Source organism: Polaribacter sp. 2305UL8-11 (assembly GCF_058147165.1).
In genome coordinates, this window is sequence record NZ_JBYVJW010000003.1 from 71,828 (window position 1) to 89,683 (window position 17,856).

Here is a 17,856-nt window from a genome sequence, read left to right on the forward strand (position 1 = left end):
ATAAACAAACCATTTATGATATCTTCAAGAATTACTGGTACAGGAGCATTTATTCCATCAATAATAAAGACAAATAATGATTTTTTAAATCACGATTTTCTTAATGAAGATGGTTCTACATTTTCATCGGAAAACGATGTAATTATAGAAAAATTTAAAGCAATTACAGGTATAGAAGAAAGGCGTTATGCAAAACCTAACTATACCACTTCAGACTTGGCTTTTTTTGCAGCTCAAAAGGCAATTAAAGATGCCAATATAAATTTAGAAGAACTTAACTATATAATTGTAGCTCATAATTTTGGAGATGTAAAGTCTACAACCAATCAAAGTGATGTATTGCCAAGTATAGCCACAAGAGTTAAACAAAAATTAGGTATTAAAAACCCTAATTGTGTGGCTTACGATATTTTGTTTGGTTGTCCTGGTTGGATTGAAGGTGTAATCCAAGCACAAGCTTTTATAAAAGCAGGAATTGCAGAAAAATGCTTAGTAATTGGCGCAGAAACATTGTCTAGAGTTGTAGATAAACACGATAGAGATTCAATGATTTATAGTGATGGAGCTGGAGCATGTATTGTAGAAAAAACAGATGCACAAGATGCTGGTATTTTAAGCCATGCAACACAAACTTTTGCAAAAGAAGAAGCTTATTTTTTACATTTTGGAAGTTCTTTTAATAATACTGAAGATAAGAATACACGTTATATAAAAATGTATGGTCGTAAAATTTATGAGTTTGCTATTACAAATGTACCAGCAGCAATGAAAACTGCTTTAGACAAAACAGGAGTTGCTATAGATGACGTTAAAAAAATATTTATTCATCAAGCCAATGAAAAAATGGACGAGGCTATTATAAAACGTTTTTACAGGTTATATAAAAAACCAATTCCAGAAAGTATTATGCCTATGAGTATTCATAAGTTGGGTAATAGTTCTGTTGCTACAGTTCCTACTTTATTAGATTTAGTTTTAAAAGGAAAAATAAAAAACCAACAAGTAAATAAAGGAGACGTTATTATTTTGGCTTCTGTAGGTGCAGGAATGAACATTAATGCTATTGTTTACAAATATTAAATTTCTTCAAATTATTACCAATACCTAACGAATTCTAATTCGTGATAAAAAATATGAATTTCAGTATTAAAATTTAATCTGAAATAGTATTTTTGCGCATGCAACAACACAACGTACTTATTTTAGATTTCGGTTCGCAATACACACAATTAATTGCGAGAAGAGTTAGAGAATTAAACATTTATTGTGAAATTCATCCTTATAATCATCCTCCAAAAAATCAATCAGAATTTAAAGCTGTAATTCTATCAGGAAGCCCAAATTCTGTAAGAGGAGAAAATGTTTTACATCCAGATTTAACTGAAATTAGAGGAAAAAAACCTGTTTTAGCAGTTTGTTATGGTGCACAATATTTGGCACATTTTTCTGGTGGAAAAGTAGCGCCATCAAACACAAGAGAATATGGTAGAGCAAATTTATCGTATTTAAAAAATAATGAAACTTTTTTTGAAAATATTTCTGAAGGTAGTCAAGTTTGGATGAGTCATTCAGATACTATTAAAGAATTGCCAACCAATGGCACGCTTTTAGCAAGTACAAAAGATGTAGAAAATGCTGCCTATAAAATAGAAGGCGAAGAAACGTATGCAATTCAATTTCATCCAGAAGTATACCATTCTAAAGACGGAAAACAGCTGTTAGAAAATTTTTTAGTTAAAATAGCAGGAGTTGCACAAACTTGGACTCCAGATTCTTTTGTAGAAAGTACTGTAGCAGATATTAGAGAAAAAGTAGGGAAAGACAAAGTAGTTTTAGGGCTTTCTGGAGGTGTAGATTCTACTGTAGCAGCAGTTTTATTAAACAAAGCAATTGGAGAAAACTTATATTGTATTTTTGTTAATAACGGACTTTTAAGAAAAAATGAGTTCAAAAGTGTATTAGCTCAATACGAAGGAATGGGATTAAACGTTAAAGGTGTAGATGCATCTGCACGTTTTTTAAAAGCTTTAGAAGGAGTTACAGATCCTGAGAAAAAAAGAAAGGCTATTGGGAATGCATTTATAGAGGTTTTTGATGATGAAGCTCACAAAATTACAGACGTAACTTGGTTAGCACAAGGTACAATTTATCCAGATGTAATTGAGTCTGTTTCTGTAAATGGAGGACCATCTGCAACTATTAAAAGTCATCATAATGTAGGAGGTTTGCCAGATTTTATGAAATTAAAAATTGTAGAACCTTTAAAAATGATTTTTAAAGATGAAGTTAGAAGAGTAGGAGCATCTATGGGAATAGATCCAGAACTTTTAGGACGTCATCCTTTTCCAGGGCCTGGTTTAGGAATTCGTATATTGGGAGATATTACTGCTGAAAAAGTAAGAATTTTACAAGAAGTAGATGCTATTTTTATCAACGGATTAAAAGAAGATGGTTTGTATGACAGGGTTTGGCAAGCAGGAGCTATGTTATTACCTGTAAATTCTGTAGGAGTGATGGGTGATGAAAGAACTTATGAAAAAGTAGTTGCATTAAGAGCTGTAGAAAGTACAGATGGAATGACTGCAGATTGGGTAAATTTGCCTTATGAATTTTTGCAGAAAACATCTAATAAAATTATAAACAATGTAAAAGGTGTAAATAGAGTAGTATATGATATTAGTTCTAAACCACCTGCAACAATAGAATGGGAATAAAGTATATGAAACACGTTAAATTTTTTGTTATTCTATGTATTTTAACGTTTACCATTTCTTGTGGTCAACAAAAAAAATACGTTCAATATAAAGTAAAAGAAGGAGAAACCATAAGAACCATAGCTAAGAGATTAGATATGAAAACAAAGGATTTATTGCGTTTGAATCCTGATGTTGGTAGAAGACCAGAAGCAAATACAGTAATTGTTATCCCAAATAAAAAAATGAAAACTACAGATACATCTGTAGTTGATAAGAATGTTGTAGATGAGAATACAAAAGAAATAAAAGAAGATGTAACCAACACTGACACCAAATTAATATCAGAAAAAGAAAAACAAAGAAATCTTCTTATAGAAGAATTAGAGAAAAAATATAAGATTCATATTGTAAAAAAAGGAGATAATTTCTTTAGACTTACTCGTTTTTATAATGTTACTAAAGATGAGTTGATTGCTCTAAACCCAGAACTCTCTGAAGGGTTAAAACTAAATCAAATTATAAAAATAGTACCCATAGAAGAAGTTTTTGAAGAAGATGATTTTTTATATAAAGATGAAATAGAAGAAGGTATTTCTATAAAAGCTGCTTTAATGTTGCCATTTAGAGCCAATAATTTAGACAGTTTAAGCGCTCAAAAAATCTTTTCAAAAAGTAGGTTGGCAAATATTGTTACAGATTTTTACATGGGAGCAGAAATTGCAATCGATTCTCTTAGAGATCAAGGTATAGAAATTAATTTAGATGTTTATGATACTGGAGATAATAGTACAAAAATAAAAGATATTGTTGCAAACAATAATTTAAATGATAACGATGTAATTATTGGGCCACTGTATTCTGAAGAAGTGCAGTTTTTGGCAGATAAGGTAAAGGTACCTGTTGTGTTTCCTGTATATTCTAAAAGACAATCAGAATTTTCTTCTAGAAGAATTGTAAAGACATCACCCAATAAAAAATTGTTTCGAAAAAAACTATTGGATTATATTGAAGAGAATTTTCATGATGGAAATATTATTGTAATTGGTGATGGTAAAAGCGATTCAAATTTCAACTCTAAGCAAGTAGAAAATATTTTAGAATCTCATGACTCTATTAATAATGTAACAGTAGTTATTCCAGAAAAAGGATACATTAAAAGAGAAAAAATTACAGATGCACTAAAACCTAATTTCAATAATATTGTAATCATGACAACTGATGATAATGTAATTGTTGCAAGCGCAATTAATAGTCTAATTAGTTTGCCTGAAGACGTTACAGTAAGTGTTTTTACTTTTGATAGAGTAAGTGCCTACAACAAAATTGATAATTTAAAATTAGCAAAGATTGGATTTACGTATGTAAGTGATGAATATATTAGAGAAGATTCTTACAAAGCAAAAGTATTTAACCAAAAATATTTAGAGAAAAACGGAGCTTTACCTTCTTTTTACGCTACAAAAGGATTTGATGTTACTTACGATATTTTAATGCGATTGGCATCAGGAAAATCTTTAAAATCTACTTTTGATGAAGGATATTCTTATAGATTAGAAAGTAAGTTTGACTATACAGATAAAATATTTAAAATTACTGAAAATAAAGGATTGTTTATCATTAGGTACAATCCAGATTTAACTTTAACAAGAATTAAGTAGTTTTAAACGAGACATAAAAAAAATCCGATGAAATAATTTTTCATCGGATTTTTTTTGTGAATTAAAACGAAAAATTAAATCTTTTTCATTTGTTGTTTCATCATTTGCATTTGCTCTTTTAACATCCCATGTTTATCTAATTTTTTAGCTTCTGCCATTAAATTTGTAGCTTCACGTTTACGTCTTTTGGTCATTGCTATTCCAGCTAATTGTAATTTAGCCATTGCTAAATCATGATCCATAGATAAGCCCAACTTTACAGCTTTTCGCAAATATTTTTCTGATTGTGTAATGTTTGTTTGACTTAAAATAATACCATGTAAGTAGTTGTAATAACCTTGTTGTTTTACAGTTAAAGCAGCTTCAGGATTTTTTATATATCCTAACCATTTTTTTGTGCCCTCAAAATTTTGCTTACGCAATTGTAAAAAAGCCATTAAAATAAACTCGTTTTTAAAATACAATAACACAAAAATTCCAGCTAAAAGTAAGATAGAAATTCCATTCATTATATTTCCTTGACTAAATTGAAATATTGCCCAACCTGTAATTAAGACTGCTAATGCTAATTTTATATTTTTATGAAACATAGTTGTTTTTCTTTATTTATAATGAAGTGCAAAAATACATTTTAATATGAAAATACCTATTGAGGCATACATTACTTTTTATAATATTTTTGATTTTTAAAATGCGCTAAGGTTCCTAAAATTACAAGAAAACCTATAGAGTAGTAAACAGAACTTGGGGTAATTACTCTATCACCACTTGCATAAGAATGTAAGCCAGATAAGTAAAAATTTACGCCAAAAAATGTCATCATAATAGAGTAGAAAGCAATAATAGACCAAAGATTAAAAGTAAATCTACCTCTTAAACCAGGAATTAAACGCATGTGTAAAACAAAAGCGCAAACCATAATAGAAATTAAAGCCCAAGTTTCTTTGGGGTCCCAACCCCAATAACGTCCCCAACTTTCATTTGCCCACATTCCACCAAGAAAGTTACCTATAGTTAGCATTATTAAACCAATGGTTAAAGCCATTTCATTAATAATTGTAATTTCTTTAATATTAATTTCCATTTTTTCTTTGTTTTTATCATTGGTAAAAACCATTAGAAATAAAGCAAATACACCTAAAATCATTCCTAAAGCAAAAGGACCATAACTAGCTACAATAATAGAAACATGAACCAACATCCACCAAGAATTTAACACAGGTTGTAAATTTGCAATCTCTGGATCTAACCAATTTTGATGTGCAAATGCTAAAATAATTGCAGTTAAAAATGTGGTGGCTCCTACTGTTAATTCAGATTTTCTACCAAAAGCCAATCCAAAAAGCATTAAAGACCAAGCAACATAATTAATAGCTTCATAAGCATTACTCCAAGGAGCATTACCACTAATATACCAACGCATTCCAAGACCTGTTGTTTGAAGCAGAAATAAAATACCTGCAATTCCGATAAGCGTTTTTACAGTAATATTTACCCATTTTTTAGTGGAAAATATTTTAAAAAAAACAAATACAATTAGGAAAAAACTTAAAATGCCATAATACATTGCCAATTTAGAAAATGGCTGAATTTTATTATAAGCAATTTCTAAATCTATTTTATCTTCTGATGGATAAACTGCAGCACCATATTTCTTTTGATATTTTTTAATTCCATCTAAAATCTGGTTGGCTTTAGTATAATCATTTGTTTTTTTAGCACTTTGCAAAAGTTGAATGTAAAGAGGCAACAATTTAGGAACATAAGCAGAATCTGCAGTTTTAATCAATTTTTTAGAGGCATTTAACTCTAATTGCGAAACCCAAGTATTATTTTCATCATTAGGAATAGGGTAGATGCGTAAAACACTTCCACTTAAAGCCCCAGAAAACAACCAAATTCTTCTCCCTATTTTTACTACATCTTTTTCAAATTTACTCTGTATGTTTTTCTTTTGTGCTTCTGCAATGTAACTATCTATTTTAGAAGCTCCTCTAGTATCATAAAAATCTGATAAACGTGCATATTTTGCATCTTTAGCAACTCCCAAAATTTCTCTAATTTCTGTATTACCTTTTTCTAAATACACTATAGGCACTTCAAACCAAAGTCTAGGGTTTTCTATAATAGATAATAAAACTTGGCTAGACTCTAAGTTTTTAAAGCTATTGGTATTACTTACTTTTCTAACCAATTCAGATGCAAAAGTATGTGCAGGTTTCATTCTTCCTCCAGCATCTTGTATAATTAATCTATTAAAATTTTCTGCATGATTGGCATCTACTAAATTGGCTTGTAAAATAGAATCTACTTGTTGGTCTGTAATTTTATTTGGTAAATGATTGTTGTGCTGTGCAAAACTAAAGCTAGAAAGAAATAATGCTGCTACAACAGACATTGTTAATTTCTTTTTTCTGATTTTTTTCAGTCCTTTTTTTAAATCATCAAAACGTGTGTTTTTGGCAAATAAGATGCAAATTAGTCCTGTATATAGAAGAGAATATCCTAAATAGGTTAAAAAAGTTCCTAAAAAATCATGGTTTACAGATAAATGTGTTTCTTCTGTTGGACCAGATAAATCGTAACTAGATTGGAAAAATTTATACCCTTTATGATCTAAAATATGATTCATATAAATACGATAATCAAACGTTTCTTTAGGGTCTATTACAGTTACTTCACTTGCATAAGAAGCTGCGTTTTCAGAACCTGGATATTTTTCTAATTGAAAATCATTTAGTTTTATAGAAAAAGGAGTTTCTAAAATTTTTGCACCATATAACATTCTAAAATTTAAACCTCCTACTTCTATTTGTTTAGAGCCTTGAGAGTTAAATTTACCACCTGTTAATTCTACTCTTTTAGTATCTCCATTACTTTTTACATCAACAACAATAACATCTAATTTCTTATCATCTTTTGGTCCAGAAACAGTTTTCATAACTCCTTTACTTGGGTATTGAGGTACTACAAATGGCAAACCAGCAACATTATACAAAGCACGTAAATTAAAAGCTTGTATACTATCTTTGGTAATAGTTCCTTCTTTTCTAGATGCCATTACTTGATAAACACCATCAGATTTTGTGCTAATTTTTAAAGAGTCGTTTCTTTTAAAAATGTTGATAGATGCATTTTTATCTTTTGTATTATAACCAACTAAAATATTATGAATATTTTGTACAGTTCCAGATTTTATATAATGTTCATGTCTGTTTCCACTAGAAGATTCTACTAAAAATAGATGCTCAATTCCGTTTTCATCTGCGACTAATTTTTTTTCAGCCCATGGTATGTAGTCTACCAATTCAAAACTAAAATCTTGTTCTATATCACCAGTTTTAAAATTATCTGCATAAGACCAAGAATTTTTACCCCAAGCAGAAAGTAATAAAGGTTTATTTATTTCTGGTTTTTGAACCTTTCCATTATCTACAATCGCATTTAAATAAGTTGTTTCCGATAAAAATTGGTTGGTAGTTTCTCCCTCATTAATAAGCATTAATCCTTCATAACCAATATAACGTGTAACACCAGCACCAACTAAAATGAATAAAAACGCAGCATGAAACATTAAAACTGGCCACTTTTCTTTTCTATACAATCTGTATCTAAAAATGTTTCCAAAGAAATTTATAACAAAGAAAACCATAATCAACTCAAACCACCAAGCATTGTAAATAAGTGCTTTAGAAGTTTGTGTACCAAAATCGTTTTCAATAAAAGTGGCTACTCCCATTGCAGTTGCAAAAAGAATAAACAAAAATGCCATTAAACGTGTAGAATAGAGAAAGTTAAATATTTTTTTCATCTGAAAAAAGTGCGTTTTAAAAGAGTTACAAATTTAAGTATAATAGCACAAATAATCTTGTAAAGAGCGGTATATTTAGGTGTTAAAATTATTAAAACAAAAAAATATATATGCCAGAATTTCATGTTATTCCTAAATCTATAAAAACAGAAGTAGAAAAAGCACTTTCTTACTACCCTGAGTTAAAACATTGTAAGATTGTTTTTAAATTTAAAAAGAACATTAAAAAATCTACTATGCAAGCTCAGCCTACATTTGATAGTTTTTTTAAAACTAGAAAACATAGGAGTTACCAAATTTTAATTAGCGAAAAATTTAAAATTGCCAATAAAGAATTCTCTACAAGAGATATTCCTTCAGATATTTTTATTGGATGGATTGGTCATGAATTAGGGCATATTATGGACTATCAAAAAAGAAGTAAACTCAATTTAATTTGGTTTGGAATTAAGTATCTTCTTTTTGATAATCATATTATAGAAGCAGAGCAAACCGCAGATAAATATGCTATTGAACATAAAATGGAATATTATATTTTAAAAACGAAAGACTTTATTTTAAATAACGCAGACATCTCAGAAACATATAAAAAACGAATTAAACGTTATTATTTATCTCCTGAAGAAATTATGGTTTTAATTGAAGATAGAGATAAGTTAAAAGAAGTTATAGGTTAAGAAAAATATGAAGAATATTGCAATTGTTGGTTTTGGTCCAAGAGGTTTGTATGCTTTAGAGTGTTTTTGCGAAGCAATACAAAAAGAAAATTTAAAAAAATTTTCTATTACCATTTTTGAGGCAAGAAAAGAGTTAGGAACAAGTTTTGTTTGGCATACAAAACAACCAGATTTTAATTGGGTTAATATCTCTGAGAGAGGTTTACAAAAATTACAAGGCAGAAAAGAAATAATTATTAGAGGTAAAAAATTAATCGCTTTTCCTTCTTACCATCAATGGAATACAGAAAATTATAGTGTTAGAAATGATGTAGATACATTTCCGCCAAGAAATAAAATTGGAAAATATTTAAACGAGAGAAGTCAAAGTATTGTTCAGTTTTTAGTTGATATAGATTTACTTACTGTTCAAAAATCACACATCACAGAAATTACACTAAAAAATGATAAAATAAAGCTAAAAAATTTAAATAATCAGGTTTTTAATTTTGATGAGGTTGTGCTTACTATTGGTCATCAACCTACAAAAATTGATGAAGATATTGTAACGTTTAGAACACAATCTTTCGAGAATAATTGTGTTGTTTTAGAAGAAACTTACCCAACAGAAAATATTGTAAAAGATTCTTTTGATACGACTGATAAAACCATTGCAATTCGTGGTTTGGGTTTAGCTATGATAGATGCTGTAAGAGCATTAACTATTGGTAAAAATGGTGAATTTAAAACAGTAAATATTGATAAAAACAGGGTAGAATTTAAAAGTAATAATACTATTCCTAAAAAAATAGTTCCTTATTCTTTAGATGGTTTACCAATTGTACCCAAACCTTTGAATATAGATTTAGATAATCAATTTAAAGTTTCTAAAATACAATTACAAAAAATTGAAAACACAATTACAGCAATTGCAAAAGGAGAGAAAATAACAAACCCTATTGATTTATTTATTGAAACAATTGCAGATATTGGTGCAGATGTTTATTGTTGTTTAAAAAATAAAAAATCAGGTAAATTCTCTAAAGAAGCTATTAAAACGATTTCTGAAAAATGGTTGAAAGACAATTCTTACACTCACCAAACAATACAACCTACAAATATTGAGACTTTAGAAATTATAAAATCTTTTGCTAGCATGGCTTGTGGAGATGTACAAATTACTTTAGATTATTGTTTAGGTCAAGTGATTAGGCATTGTCAACCTACCTTATATAAAGCGTTTTCACACACAGCTATAGATGAAGAAATTATTGCCAATATAATAGCATTTGATGAAAAAATGAAACGCTATTCTTATGGGCCACCAGTAGAAAGCATGCATCAATTAATTGCTTTGGCAGAAGCAGATATTCTTGATTTTAGATTTGTAAATAACCCCAATATTTTATTTATAAATGATGGTTGGGAGTTTAAAAAAGAAAACCAATCTATAAAAATACATGGTATTATAAATAGTGTATTGAGCTCACCAAAATTATTGGAAGTAACCTCTCCCTTAATACAGAATTTACTAAAAGACAATTTAATAAACCCTATACATTCTAAATTAGGTGTGCATACTCAAAAAGACGGCATTATTTTAAATTCTAATGAAGATAAAATTGCGAATATTGCAGTTTTAGGAAGATTGGCAAAAGGAAGCGTAATTGGCGTAGATGCAATTTTAGAGTGTTTTGGACCAAGAATTAAAGATTGGGCAAAAGGTTGTGTAAGTAGGCTATAACTTTGGTTGTTTCTCACTTAAATATTTCCAATAACGTTTAGGAACGTGCCTAACATGTAGTTTCATGTTTTTACGTTCTTTAATGTTTGTGGCACTAAAGTAATCTTGCCAAAGCTTTTGGAAATCGAATTCTTCTTCCGCGAAAAAATTAGAATCTGTTTTAGAAAAGTCGAAATTTTTAGGAAAATCCAGGTGTATAATTTCTAACTGATGTAAATCATAAAATAAGCCATAACCTCTTTTTATATCATATATTATCCATTTTTGGTCTGCATATCTACTTTTAAAATGTTTAGAAATAAGTGGTAATACATTAAAATCTGGCTCTATATTTGCAAAGTAAATATTGTCTTTAGTGAGTTTAAATCTTACAAAAGCTTCCATTCTGTGCTTTTCTCTACTAACATTTTTTGCTATTTGCGAAGTTTTTAAAATACTAGAATGTGTAAAATCGTTTTCAACATTTAGTAAACTTTTAAAAATATAAATAATGTAGTTTGCTAAAATATTTTCTATACCTATTATTTCACTTAAAAAAGCATAATAAATTCTGGAGCAGGTTAAAGATGTAGTTTTTTTCTTCAATCCTTTCCAAACTCGGTCTGCATTATCTTTGATGGTAGGTATATTTTCGTTTTCCGAAAAAATATTCTCTTGTACTAAAAATGTATTCTGAATTGTAAATTTTTCTAATTTATAGTCGAAAATATAGAAAATGCAGCTTAAAAAACCATCAAAAGAACCGTCATAAATTAAATTTTTTTCTTTCATTTTAAGAAAACAAATTCAATTGCGGACTTAACAATTTATCATATTTACTGGAAGAATTTCTTAAAATAAGTGCTTTTAATTTTTCTGCGGATAAATCTCTTCTTTCAAAAAGATTGCTATCACACACTAAAAAATATTGAGCTCTATTAAAAGCAATTCCTATTTTCTTTAAATGATCCCAATTCAATTTTCTGTATTTTCTTGCCATTAATATTTTACCTACAGATTTCATGCCCACTCCAGGAATTCTAGCCAACATTCTTTTGCTTGCCTTGTTTACATCTATAGGGAATTCATGTAAATTTCTAAGAGCCCAACTTAATTTTGGGTCGATGTCTAAATCTAAATTTTGATGATTTAAGTTTACAATTTCATTGGTTTGAAAACCATAAAAACGCGTCAACCAATCTGATTGATACAGCCTATTTTCACGCAACATAGACACTTCACTACCAATATTGGGCAAACGATTGTCATAACTAATAGGAACATAACCCGAAAAATAAACGCGTTTTAAATTATAATTTTTATAAAAATGTTCTGATGTTTTTAAAATCTGAAAATCATTTTCGCCACTTGCCCCTACAATCATTTGTGTGCTTTGACCTGCAGGAGCATATTTTGGTGTACTTTTTATAATTTTCTTTTCTGACTTATATTGAATGATTTCTTCTTTAACCTTGTTCATAGGTTTTATAAAATCATCAAAATTTTTATCGGGAGCTAAAAGTTTTAAACCAGATTTTGTTGGGATTTCTATGTTTACACTTAACCTGTCTGCATACAAACCTGCTTCACGCATTAATTCGTCTGATGCTCCAGGAATGGATTTTAAATGAATATAGCCATTAAAATTTTCTTCTAAACGCAGTTTTTTGGCAACAGCCACCAAACGTTCCATAGTATAATCTGCACTTTTAAAAATACCAGAACTTAAAAACAAGCCTTCTATATAATTTCTTCGGTAAAAATTGATGGTTAAATCTACTACCTCTTGTACTTTAAAAGCGGCTCTTTTTACATCATTACTTTTTCTAGTAACACAATAAGCACAATCAAAAATACAATAATTTGTTAGCAATATTTTCAACAAAGAAACACACCTACCATCTTCTGTATACGAATGACAAATTCCTATTCCTGTAGCATTTCCCAGACCTTTATTTGTATTGGCTCTTTTGCTTCCACTTGAGGAACAAGAAACATCATATTTAGCAGCGTCTGCTAATATTTTTAGCTTTTCTAAAGTTCTGTCAAAAGACATAAGTTATTGATATGTAATGTTTTTTTGTTAATTTTTTTTTGAAGAAAAAGTAATGTAAGTTACGAAATTATTACAGTATTTCTTGACTGAAAAATAACATTTAACACTTCTCAAAAAGCAATATTTTTTAATTCTAAAAATTGTTATTTTATGGTTTTGAGTGAGTGCGTTAGGGATTGAAATGGCATCCTTTTTATGCTTAGTTTAATGGAGATTAGTAGCTTTTAAATTCGATTGTTTTTTTGAAAGAACAGATGCTGAACTAAATTCAGCATAAAAAGATATAATGGAAAGCCCGTTAAAACGCCCAAATAAAAATTTTTAAAATAAAACTAGCTATTCACAAATTCTTCCCACTCTGCAAATTTATCTTCTTTCATAACACGTTCCATTTTTACTTGTCCGCCTTTTTTCTTGTTTTTATCACTCCATTCGTGAAATTTTTCTACAGGAATTAATTGTACTTTAACACCTTTTAAAGCTTTACTTCTGGCAACTTTGTAATTTTTATTAGCCTCTTTTAAAAAGTTATCTAAAGCAGTTGCCACTTCTTCTTCGTCTTTTTTTAAATCGGTTCCTAAATACCAAGAATGATAAAATTCGCCATCTTCAAAACGTTTTGCACATATTGTATATTCTGGGATTAATGTATCGAATTTTTCTTCTAAACTTTTAATAGCATCATCCATTTTATTAACAGATAATTGCGAACCTACTGTGTTTAAAAAGAATTTGGTACGTCCTGTAATTTTTATTTCGGCTCTTTCTACATCTGTAAAAGCAATCGTATCTCCAATTAAATAACGCCAAGCACCAGAAACTGTACTTATAATTAAGATATAATCTTTGTTTGGTTCTACTTCTTGTAAAGTATAAGCAGGTGCGTTTTGTTTTAAAGAACCATCTTCATTTATAAAATCGGGATTCATAGGTACAAACTCGAAGTAAATTCCGTTTTCGGTATTTAATTGCATAGCGTCTGTTTCTGGGCGAACTTGTGTTGCAATGTAACCTTCTGAAGCTAAATAGGTATCTATTACTGTAACTGGTTTTCCTAAAAGTGCTTTGAAACTTTTTTCATAAGGCCCAAAAGCAACACCTCCAGAAGTATACACTTGTAGGTTTGGCCAAATTTCGTGTATGTTTTCTAAATTATGATGTTCTATAACCTTCTGTAACATTAACTCTATCCAAGCAGGAATGCCACTTAATGCACCAATATCCCAAGTTTTGGCATTTTCTGCAATGTGTTGTACTCGTTCATCCCAATCTTCTATTTTTGCAATTTCTTCTCCTGGTTTGTAATATCCTTTAAACCAAAAAGGGATGTTGCTGGCACTAATTCCGCTAATTTCACCTTCTAAATGGTCGTTTTTTTCTTCTAAATCTGTAGAGCTTCCTAACATCATAATATCTTTCTCGAAGAAATCTGCAGGTAAATCGAAATTACTTAGAGATGTAACTTGTTTAATACCAGAGCTTTTTATGGCATTAATCATTTCGTCTGTTACAGGGATTCTTTTGCTCGATTTTCCTGTGGTTCCAGAACTCAATGCAAAATAGGAGGGATTTCCAGGCCAAGTCACATTTTCTTCTCCATTGTGTAATTTGTGCCACCATTCTTTATCGATACTATTATAATCGAAATAAGGGACTTTATCTGAAAATGTTTTTTGAATAGATTCTGAATTTAAAATCTTTTCAAATTGATATTTTTCTCCAAATTGAGTTTCTTTAGCAGTTTCCAACAAGTTTTTTAAAACTTTTTCTTGTGCTTCTATATGATTTGTTTCTGAAGAAATGGTATCTGTTAAATTGATAATTCCTTTTATAATATTTCCTAAAATTGCCATTGGTTGTATTTTTACACAAAGATGGCTTGAGATAAATTATTATTTTAACTCGAATGATTTTTTGGTTGATGCGATTAAGAAATAATGAGGTTTTTGCTAATGTTTTTGTATATGGTTTCTTGTGTGGTTAAGCACTGAAATTAGCAAATAAATCACAGATAGAAAGTCCGCGAGACTTCAGTAAGTAGGCTTTTACTAGATTTTTTTTACATTGTGTTGGTAGTAATAATTATTTATGTGTCATTATAAAATTCAAAACACCTTGATACATAAGATTTACTTGCTCAATTTTGTATTCATCATATTTTCCGTGAGCAGCTCTATTTCTCAAATCAAGCCAAGCTGTAACATTTTTTTGCTCTAAAATTCCGTAAGCATCCACTTTTACAAGTTCAGCATTTAATAAGTTCGCTTTTTTAGGTATTAAATTTCCAGCTTTCTCAAATTCTATTGGAACAGAATAATTTCTACACAAGAGTCTCAAATGTTCCTCTAAAGTTGAGCCAATCATTACTGCAGCTGGATCTTTATATTTATGGTCAAGTAAATGTTTACTCATATCTAAAAAGTCTGCAAAAATTTCAGACGAGACTAATTGTTTTAATGAAATCAACCAATCATTTTCTATTTCACTTTTAATTGCTAGTAGTATATTAATTCCTATTTTGGTTTTATCTAATCCATCACCTTGAACTTGAGTATTGAAATTCTTATAATATGGATGATCTTCTCCATATAGATTAGATATGAATGATAATGAAGCAGTTCTAAATCCCATTTGTAATCCTGAATCTACAGCATCACCAAACATTTCATAATATCGTTTTGTCTGCAATACTTTTTGTCCTTGATTTAGTAGGAAATCTATTCTATTCTTTAAGTGATCTTTATTCATTTGAGTTTTATTACTGCCAGCGTATTCTCGTATATAACCGAGTATAAATTAATTATATACGAAGTTAGTAAAAGTTACTTAAAAATAATTTTAGAAACAAACTAAATTACTCTACGACACTATCTATCAGAATAGTTAGTAAATCTATAGCTGCTTGTGCAATTTTAGTTCCTGGACCAAAAACACCAACTGCACCTGCATCAAATAAAAATTGATAGTCTTGTGCAGGAATTACACCACCTACAATAACCATAATATCTTCTCGTCCGTATTTTTTTAATTCAGCAATAACTTGCGGGACTAAAGTTTTGTGACCAGCAGCCAAAGAAGAAATTCCTAAAATATGTACATCGTTTTCTACAGCTTGTTTTGTGGCTTCTTGTGGAGTTTGAAATAAAGGACCTATATCTACATCAAAACCTAAATCTGCATAACCAGTTGCTACCACTTTTGCACCTCTGTCATGACCATCTTGCCCGAGTTTGGCAATCATAATTCTTGGACGTCTACCTTCTAATTCTGCAAATTTATCTGCTAGTTTTGTTGCTTTTTTAAAGAGTTTATCGTTTTTTATTTCTTTACTATACACACCAGAAATGGTTTTAGTTACGGCTTTATGTCTGCCAAAAATAATTTCTAAAGCATCAGAAATTTCACCTAATGTGGCTCTATTTCTAGCTGCTTTTACAGCTAAATCAAGTAAATTTCCTTCTTTAGATTTTGCAGCATTGGTTAAAGCTACTAAAGATTTTTTAACTTCTTGTGTATTTCTTTCAGATTTTAACTTCTCTAAACGTTCAATTTGAGATTTTCTTACAGCTTCATTATCTACTTCTAAAATATGAAGCGGATCTTCTTTTTCTAATTGATATTTATTAACACCAACAATAACATCTTGTCCACTATCTATTCTAGCTTGTTTAATTGCAGCAGCTTCTTCTATTCTTAATTTTGGGATTCCTTTTTCAATGGCTTTTGTCATTCCCCCTAAATCTTCTACTTCATTAATTAGTTTCCAAGCCTTGTTTGCAATTTCTTCTGTTAATTCTTCTACATGATAACTTCCAGCCCAAGGATCTACAGTTTTGGTAATATGTGTTTCTTGCTGCAGATAAATTTGTGTATTTCTTGCAATTCTTGCAGAAAAATCTGTAGGTAGTGCAATGGCTTCATCTAGTGCATTTGTATGTAGACTTTGTGTGCCTCCAAATGCAGCAGCCATAGCTTCTATTGTAGTTCTGGCAACATTATTAAAAGGATCTTGTTCTGTTAAGGACCATCCACTTGTTTGACAATGTGTTCTTAAAGCCAAAGATTTTGGATTTTTTGGATTGAATTGCTTTACAATTTTTGCCCATAACATTCTTGCTGCTCTTAATTTTGCAATTTCAGTAAAATGATCCATACCAATTGCCCAGAAAAATGACAATCTTGGTGCAAAAGCATCAATATCCATTCCTGCTTCAATTCCTTTTCTAATATATTCTAAACCATCAGCTAAAGTATAAGCCAACTCAATTTCTGCAGTTGCTCCAGCTTCTTGCATGTGATAGCCAGAAATAGAAATCGAATTGAATTTTGGCATATTTTTGCTAGTATATTTAAAAATATCTGCAATAATTTGCATGGATGGAGAAGGAGGGTAGATATACGTGTTACGTACCATAAACTCCTTTAAAATATCGTTTTGTATGGTTCCAGAGAGTAATTCTGGTGCAACTCCTTGTTCTTCAGCAGCCACAATATAAAATGCTAAAATGGGTAAAACTGCTCCATTCATAGTCATAGAAACCGACATTTTATCTAAAGGAATTTGATTAAACAATACCTTCATGTCTTCTACAGAATCTATGGCAACACCTGCTTTACCAACATCTCCTTGCACACGTTCATGGTCAGAATCGTAGCCTCTATGAGTTGCTAAATCAAATGCAACAGACAATCCTTTTTGACCTGCTTCTAGATTTCTTCTGTAAAAAGCATTACTTTCTTCTGCTGTAGAAAAACCAGCATATTGCCTAATTGTCCAAGGTCTTCTTACGTACATTGTACTATATGGACCTCTTAAATTTGGAGCGATTCCTGCAACAAAACCTTCATGATTAAATGATTTTTTTACTTGAGATGTATTTTTTTTAATTTTTATATGTTGCGTATTTTTTCTAGTCATTATCTATGTCTTCTTCTTCTAACTTCATCATATTGTACAACTTCGTGCCAATATTTTTAGACTCAATTTTCTTTTTGCTAATTCTTGAGTAACTTTTATAAATATAAAATAAACATATTGTACCACATATAATTACACCTGCTATTATAAAGTTTACAATGTTTCCAAAAGAAGAGTGAAATTTGTCTTCTAAAAAGTAAAGTGAGATAATTGTAAATAGAATAAAACCAATAATATAAGTTGGGAGCTTTTTTTTAATACTTACAATTTCTTTTTTTACTTCCTTTTGTTTTTGCTGAAGGCTTGCTATTTCTTTATTTTTTTTCATTCTCACAGGT

The 17,856-nt window shown here is 29.7% G+C and carries 13 protein-coding genes; 5 read left to right on the forward strand and 8 right to left on the reverse strand.

The genetic code is table 11. From position 1 onward, the window contains the following. The first annotated feature begins 15 nt into the window (after window positions 1-15). The 3 genes from ACY2RW_RS03375 (at window position 16) to ACY2RW_RS03385 (ending at window position 4,354) form a co-directional block, all read left to right on the forward strand. A complete protein-coding gene (locus tag ACY2RW_RS03375; RefSeq protein ID WP_490121292.1) occupies window positions 16-1,080 on the forward strand; it encodes a 3-oxoacyl-ACP synthase III family protein in 1,065 nt (354 codons plus the stop codon). Window positions 1,081-1,178: 98 nt separating this feature from the next. Next, on the forward strand, window positions 1,179-2,714 hold the full coding sequence (gene guaA / locus ACY2RW_RS03380) for a glutamine-hydrolyzing GMP synthase (RefSeq protein ID WP_490121293.1): 1,536 nt from the start codon (window positions 1,179-1,181) through the stop codon (window positions 2,712-2,714). Window positions 2,715-2,719: 5 nt separating this feature from the next. After that, entirely contained in the window at window positions 2,720-4,354 is a 1,635-nt protein-coding gene (locus ACY2RW_RS03385; RefSeq protein WP_490121294.1) for a LysM peptidoglycan-binding domain-containing protein, read from the forward strand. 74 nt (window positions 4,355-4,428) lie between these two features. Here the strand turns inward: ACY2RW_RS03385 and ACY2RW_RS03390 are convergent, their stop codons facing one another. Both ACY2RW_RS03390 and ACY2RW_RS03395 read right to left on the reverse strand, forming a co-directional pair. Further along, window positions 4,429-4,944: a DUF2892 domain-containing protein gene (locus ACY2RW_RS03390; protein WP_490121295.1), complete on the reverse strand. Its 516-nt coding sequence runs from the start codon at window positions 4,942-4,944 to the stop codon at window positions 4,429-4,431. A gap of 71 nt (window positions 4,945-5,015) precedes the next feature. After that, window positions 5,016-8,165 (reverse strand): cytochrome c biogenesis protein, encoded by a 3,150-nt coding sequence (locus ACY2RW_RS03395; RefSeq protein WP_490121296.1) that lies wholly within the window; start codon window positions 8,163-8,165, stop codon window positions 5,016-5,018. 110 nt (window positions 8,166-8,275) lie between these two features. On the opposite strand from ACY2RW_RS03395, the gene ACY2RW_RS03400 reads away from it, so the two are divergent. Both ACY2RW_RS03400 and ACY2RW_RS03405 read left to right on the forward strand, forming a co-directional pair. Next, window positions 8,276-8,842, forward strand: coding sequence for a hypothetical protein (locus tag ACY2RW_RS03400; RefSeq protein ID WP_490121297.1), 567 nt, complete (start codon window positions 8,276-8,278; stop codon window positions 8,840-8,842). A gap of 7 nt (window positions 8,843-8,849) precedes the next feature. Further along, window positions 8,850-10,565, forward strand: a complete 1,716-nt coding sequence (locus ACY2RW_RS03405) for an FAD/NAD(P)-binding protein (protein WP_490121298.1) — start codon at window positions 8,850-8,852, stop codon at window positions 10,563-10,565. Here the strand turns inward: ACY2RW_RS03405 and ACY2RW_RS03410 are convergent. The 6 genes from ACY2RW_RS03410 to ACY2RW_RS03435 all read right to left on the reverse strand — a co-directional run bounded on the left by ACY2RW_RS03410 (window position 10,560) and on the right by ACY2RW_RS03435 (window position 17,846). Next, entirely contained in the window at window positions 10,560-11,336 is a 777-nt protein-coding gene (locus tag ACY2RW_RS03410) for a TIGR03915 family putative DNA repair protein (RefSeq protein ID WP_490121299.1), read from the reverse strand. The genes ACY2RW_RS03405 and ACY2RW_RS03410 overlap by 6 nt on opposite strands. A 1-nt stretch (window position 11,337) precedes the next feature. Then, the gene (locus ACY2RW_RS03415) at window positions 11,338-12,600 is read right to left on the reverse strand and encodes a putative DNA modification/repair radical SAM protein (RefSeq protein ID WP_490121300.1); all 1,263 of its coding nucleotides are present in this window, start codon (window positions 12,598-12,600) and stop codon (window positions 11,338-11,340) included. Between the two features lie 332 nt (window positions 12,601-12,932). Then, the gene (locus ACY2RW_RS03420) at window positions 12,933-14,453 is read right to left on the reverse strand and encodes a GH3 family acyl-acid amido synthetase (RefSeq protein ID WP_490121301.1); all 1,521 of its coding nucleotides are present in this window, start codon (window positions 14,451-14,453) and stop codon (window positions 12,933-12,935) included. 229 nt (window positions 14,454-14,682) lie between these two features. Next, entirely contained in the window at window positions 14,683-15,348 is a 666-nt protein-coding gene (locus ACY2RW_RS03425) for a hypothetical protein (protein ID WP_490121302.1), read from the reverse strand. A 106-nt stretch (window positions 15,349-15,454) separates the two neighbouring features. Beyond that, window positions 15,455-17,518 carry a methylmalonyl-CoA mutase gene (gene scpA / locus ACY2RW_RS03430; protein ID WP_490121303.1) on the reverse strand — a complete coding sequence of 688 codons (2,064 nt, stop codon included), beginning with the start codon at window positions 17,516-17,518 and terminating at the stop codon, window positions 15,455-15,457. Continuing rightward, window positions 17,511-17,846 (reverse strand): hypothetical protein, encoded by a 336-nt coding sequence (locus tag ACY2RW_RS03435; RefSeq protein WP_490121304.1) that lies wholly within the window; start codon window positions 17,844-17,846, stop codon window positions 17,511-17,513. The genes scpA and ACY2RW_RS03435 overlap by 8 nt, the downstream gene beginning before the upstream one ends. Window positions 17,847-17,856 lie beyond the last annotated feature (10 nt).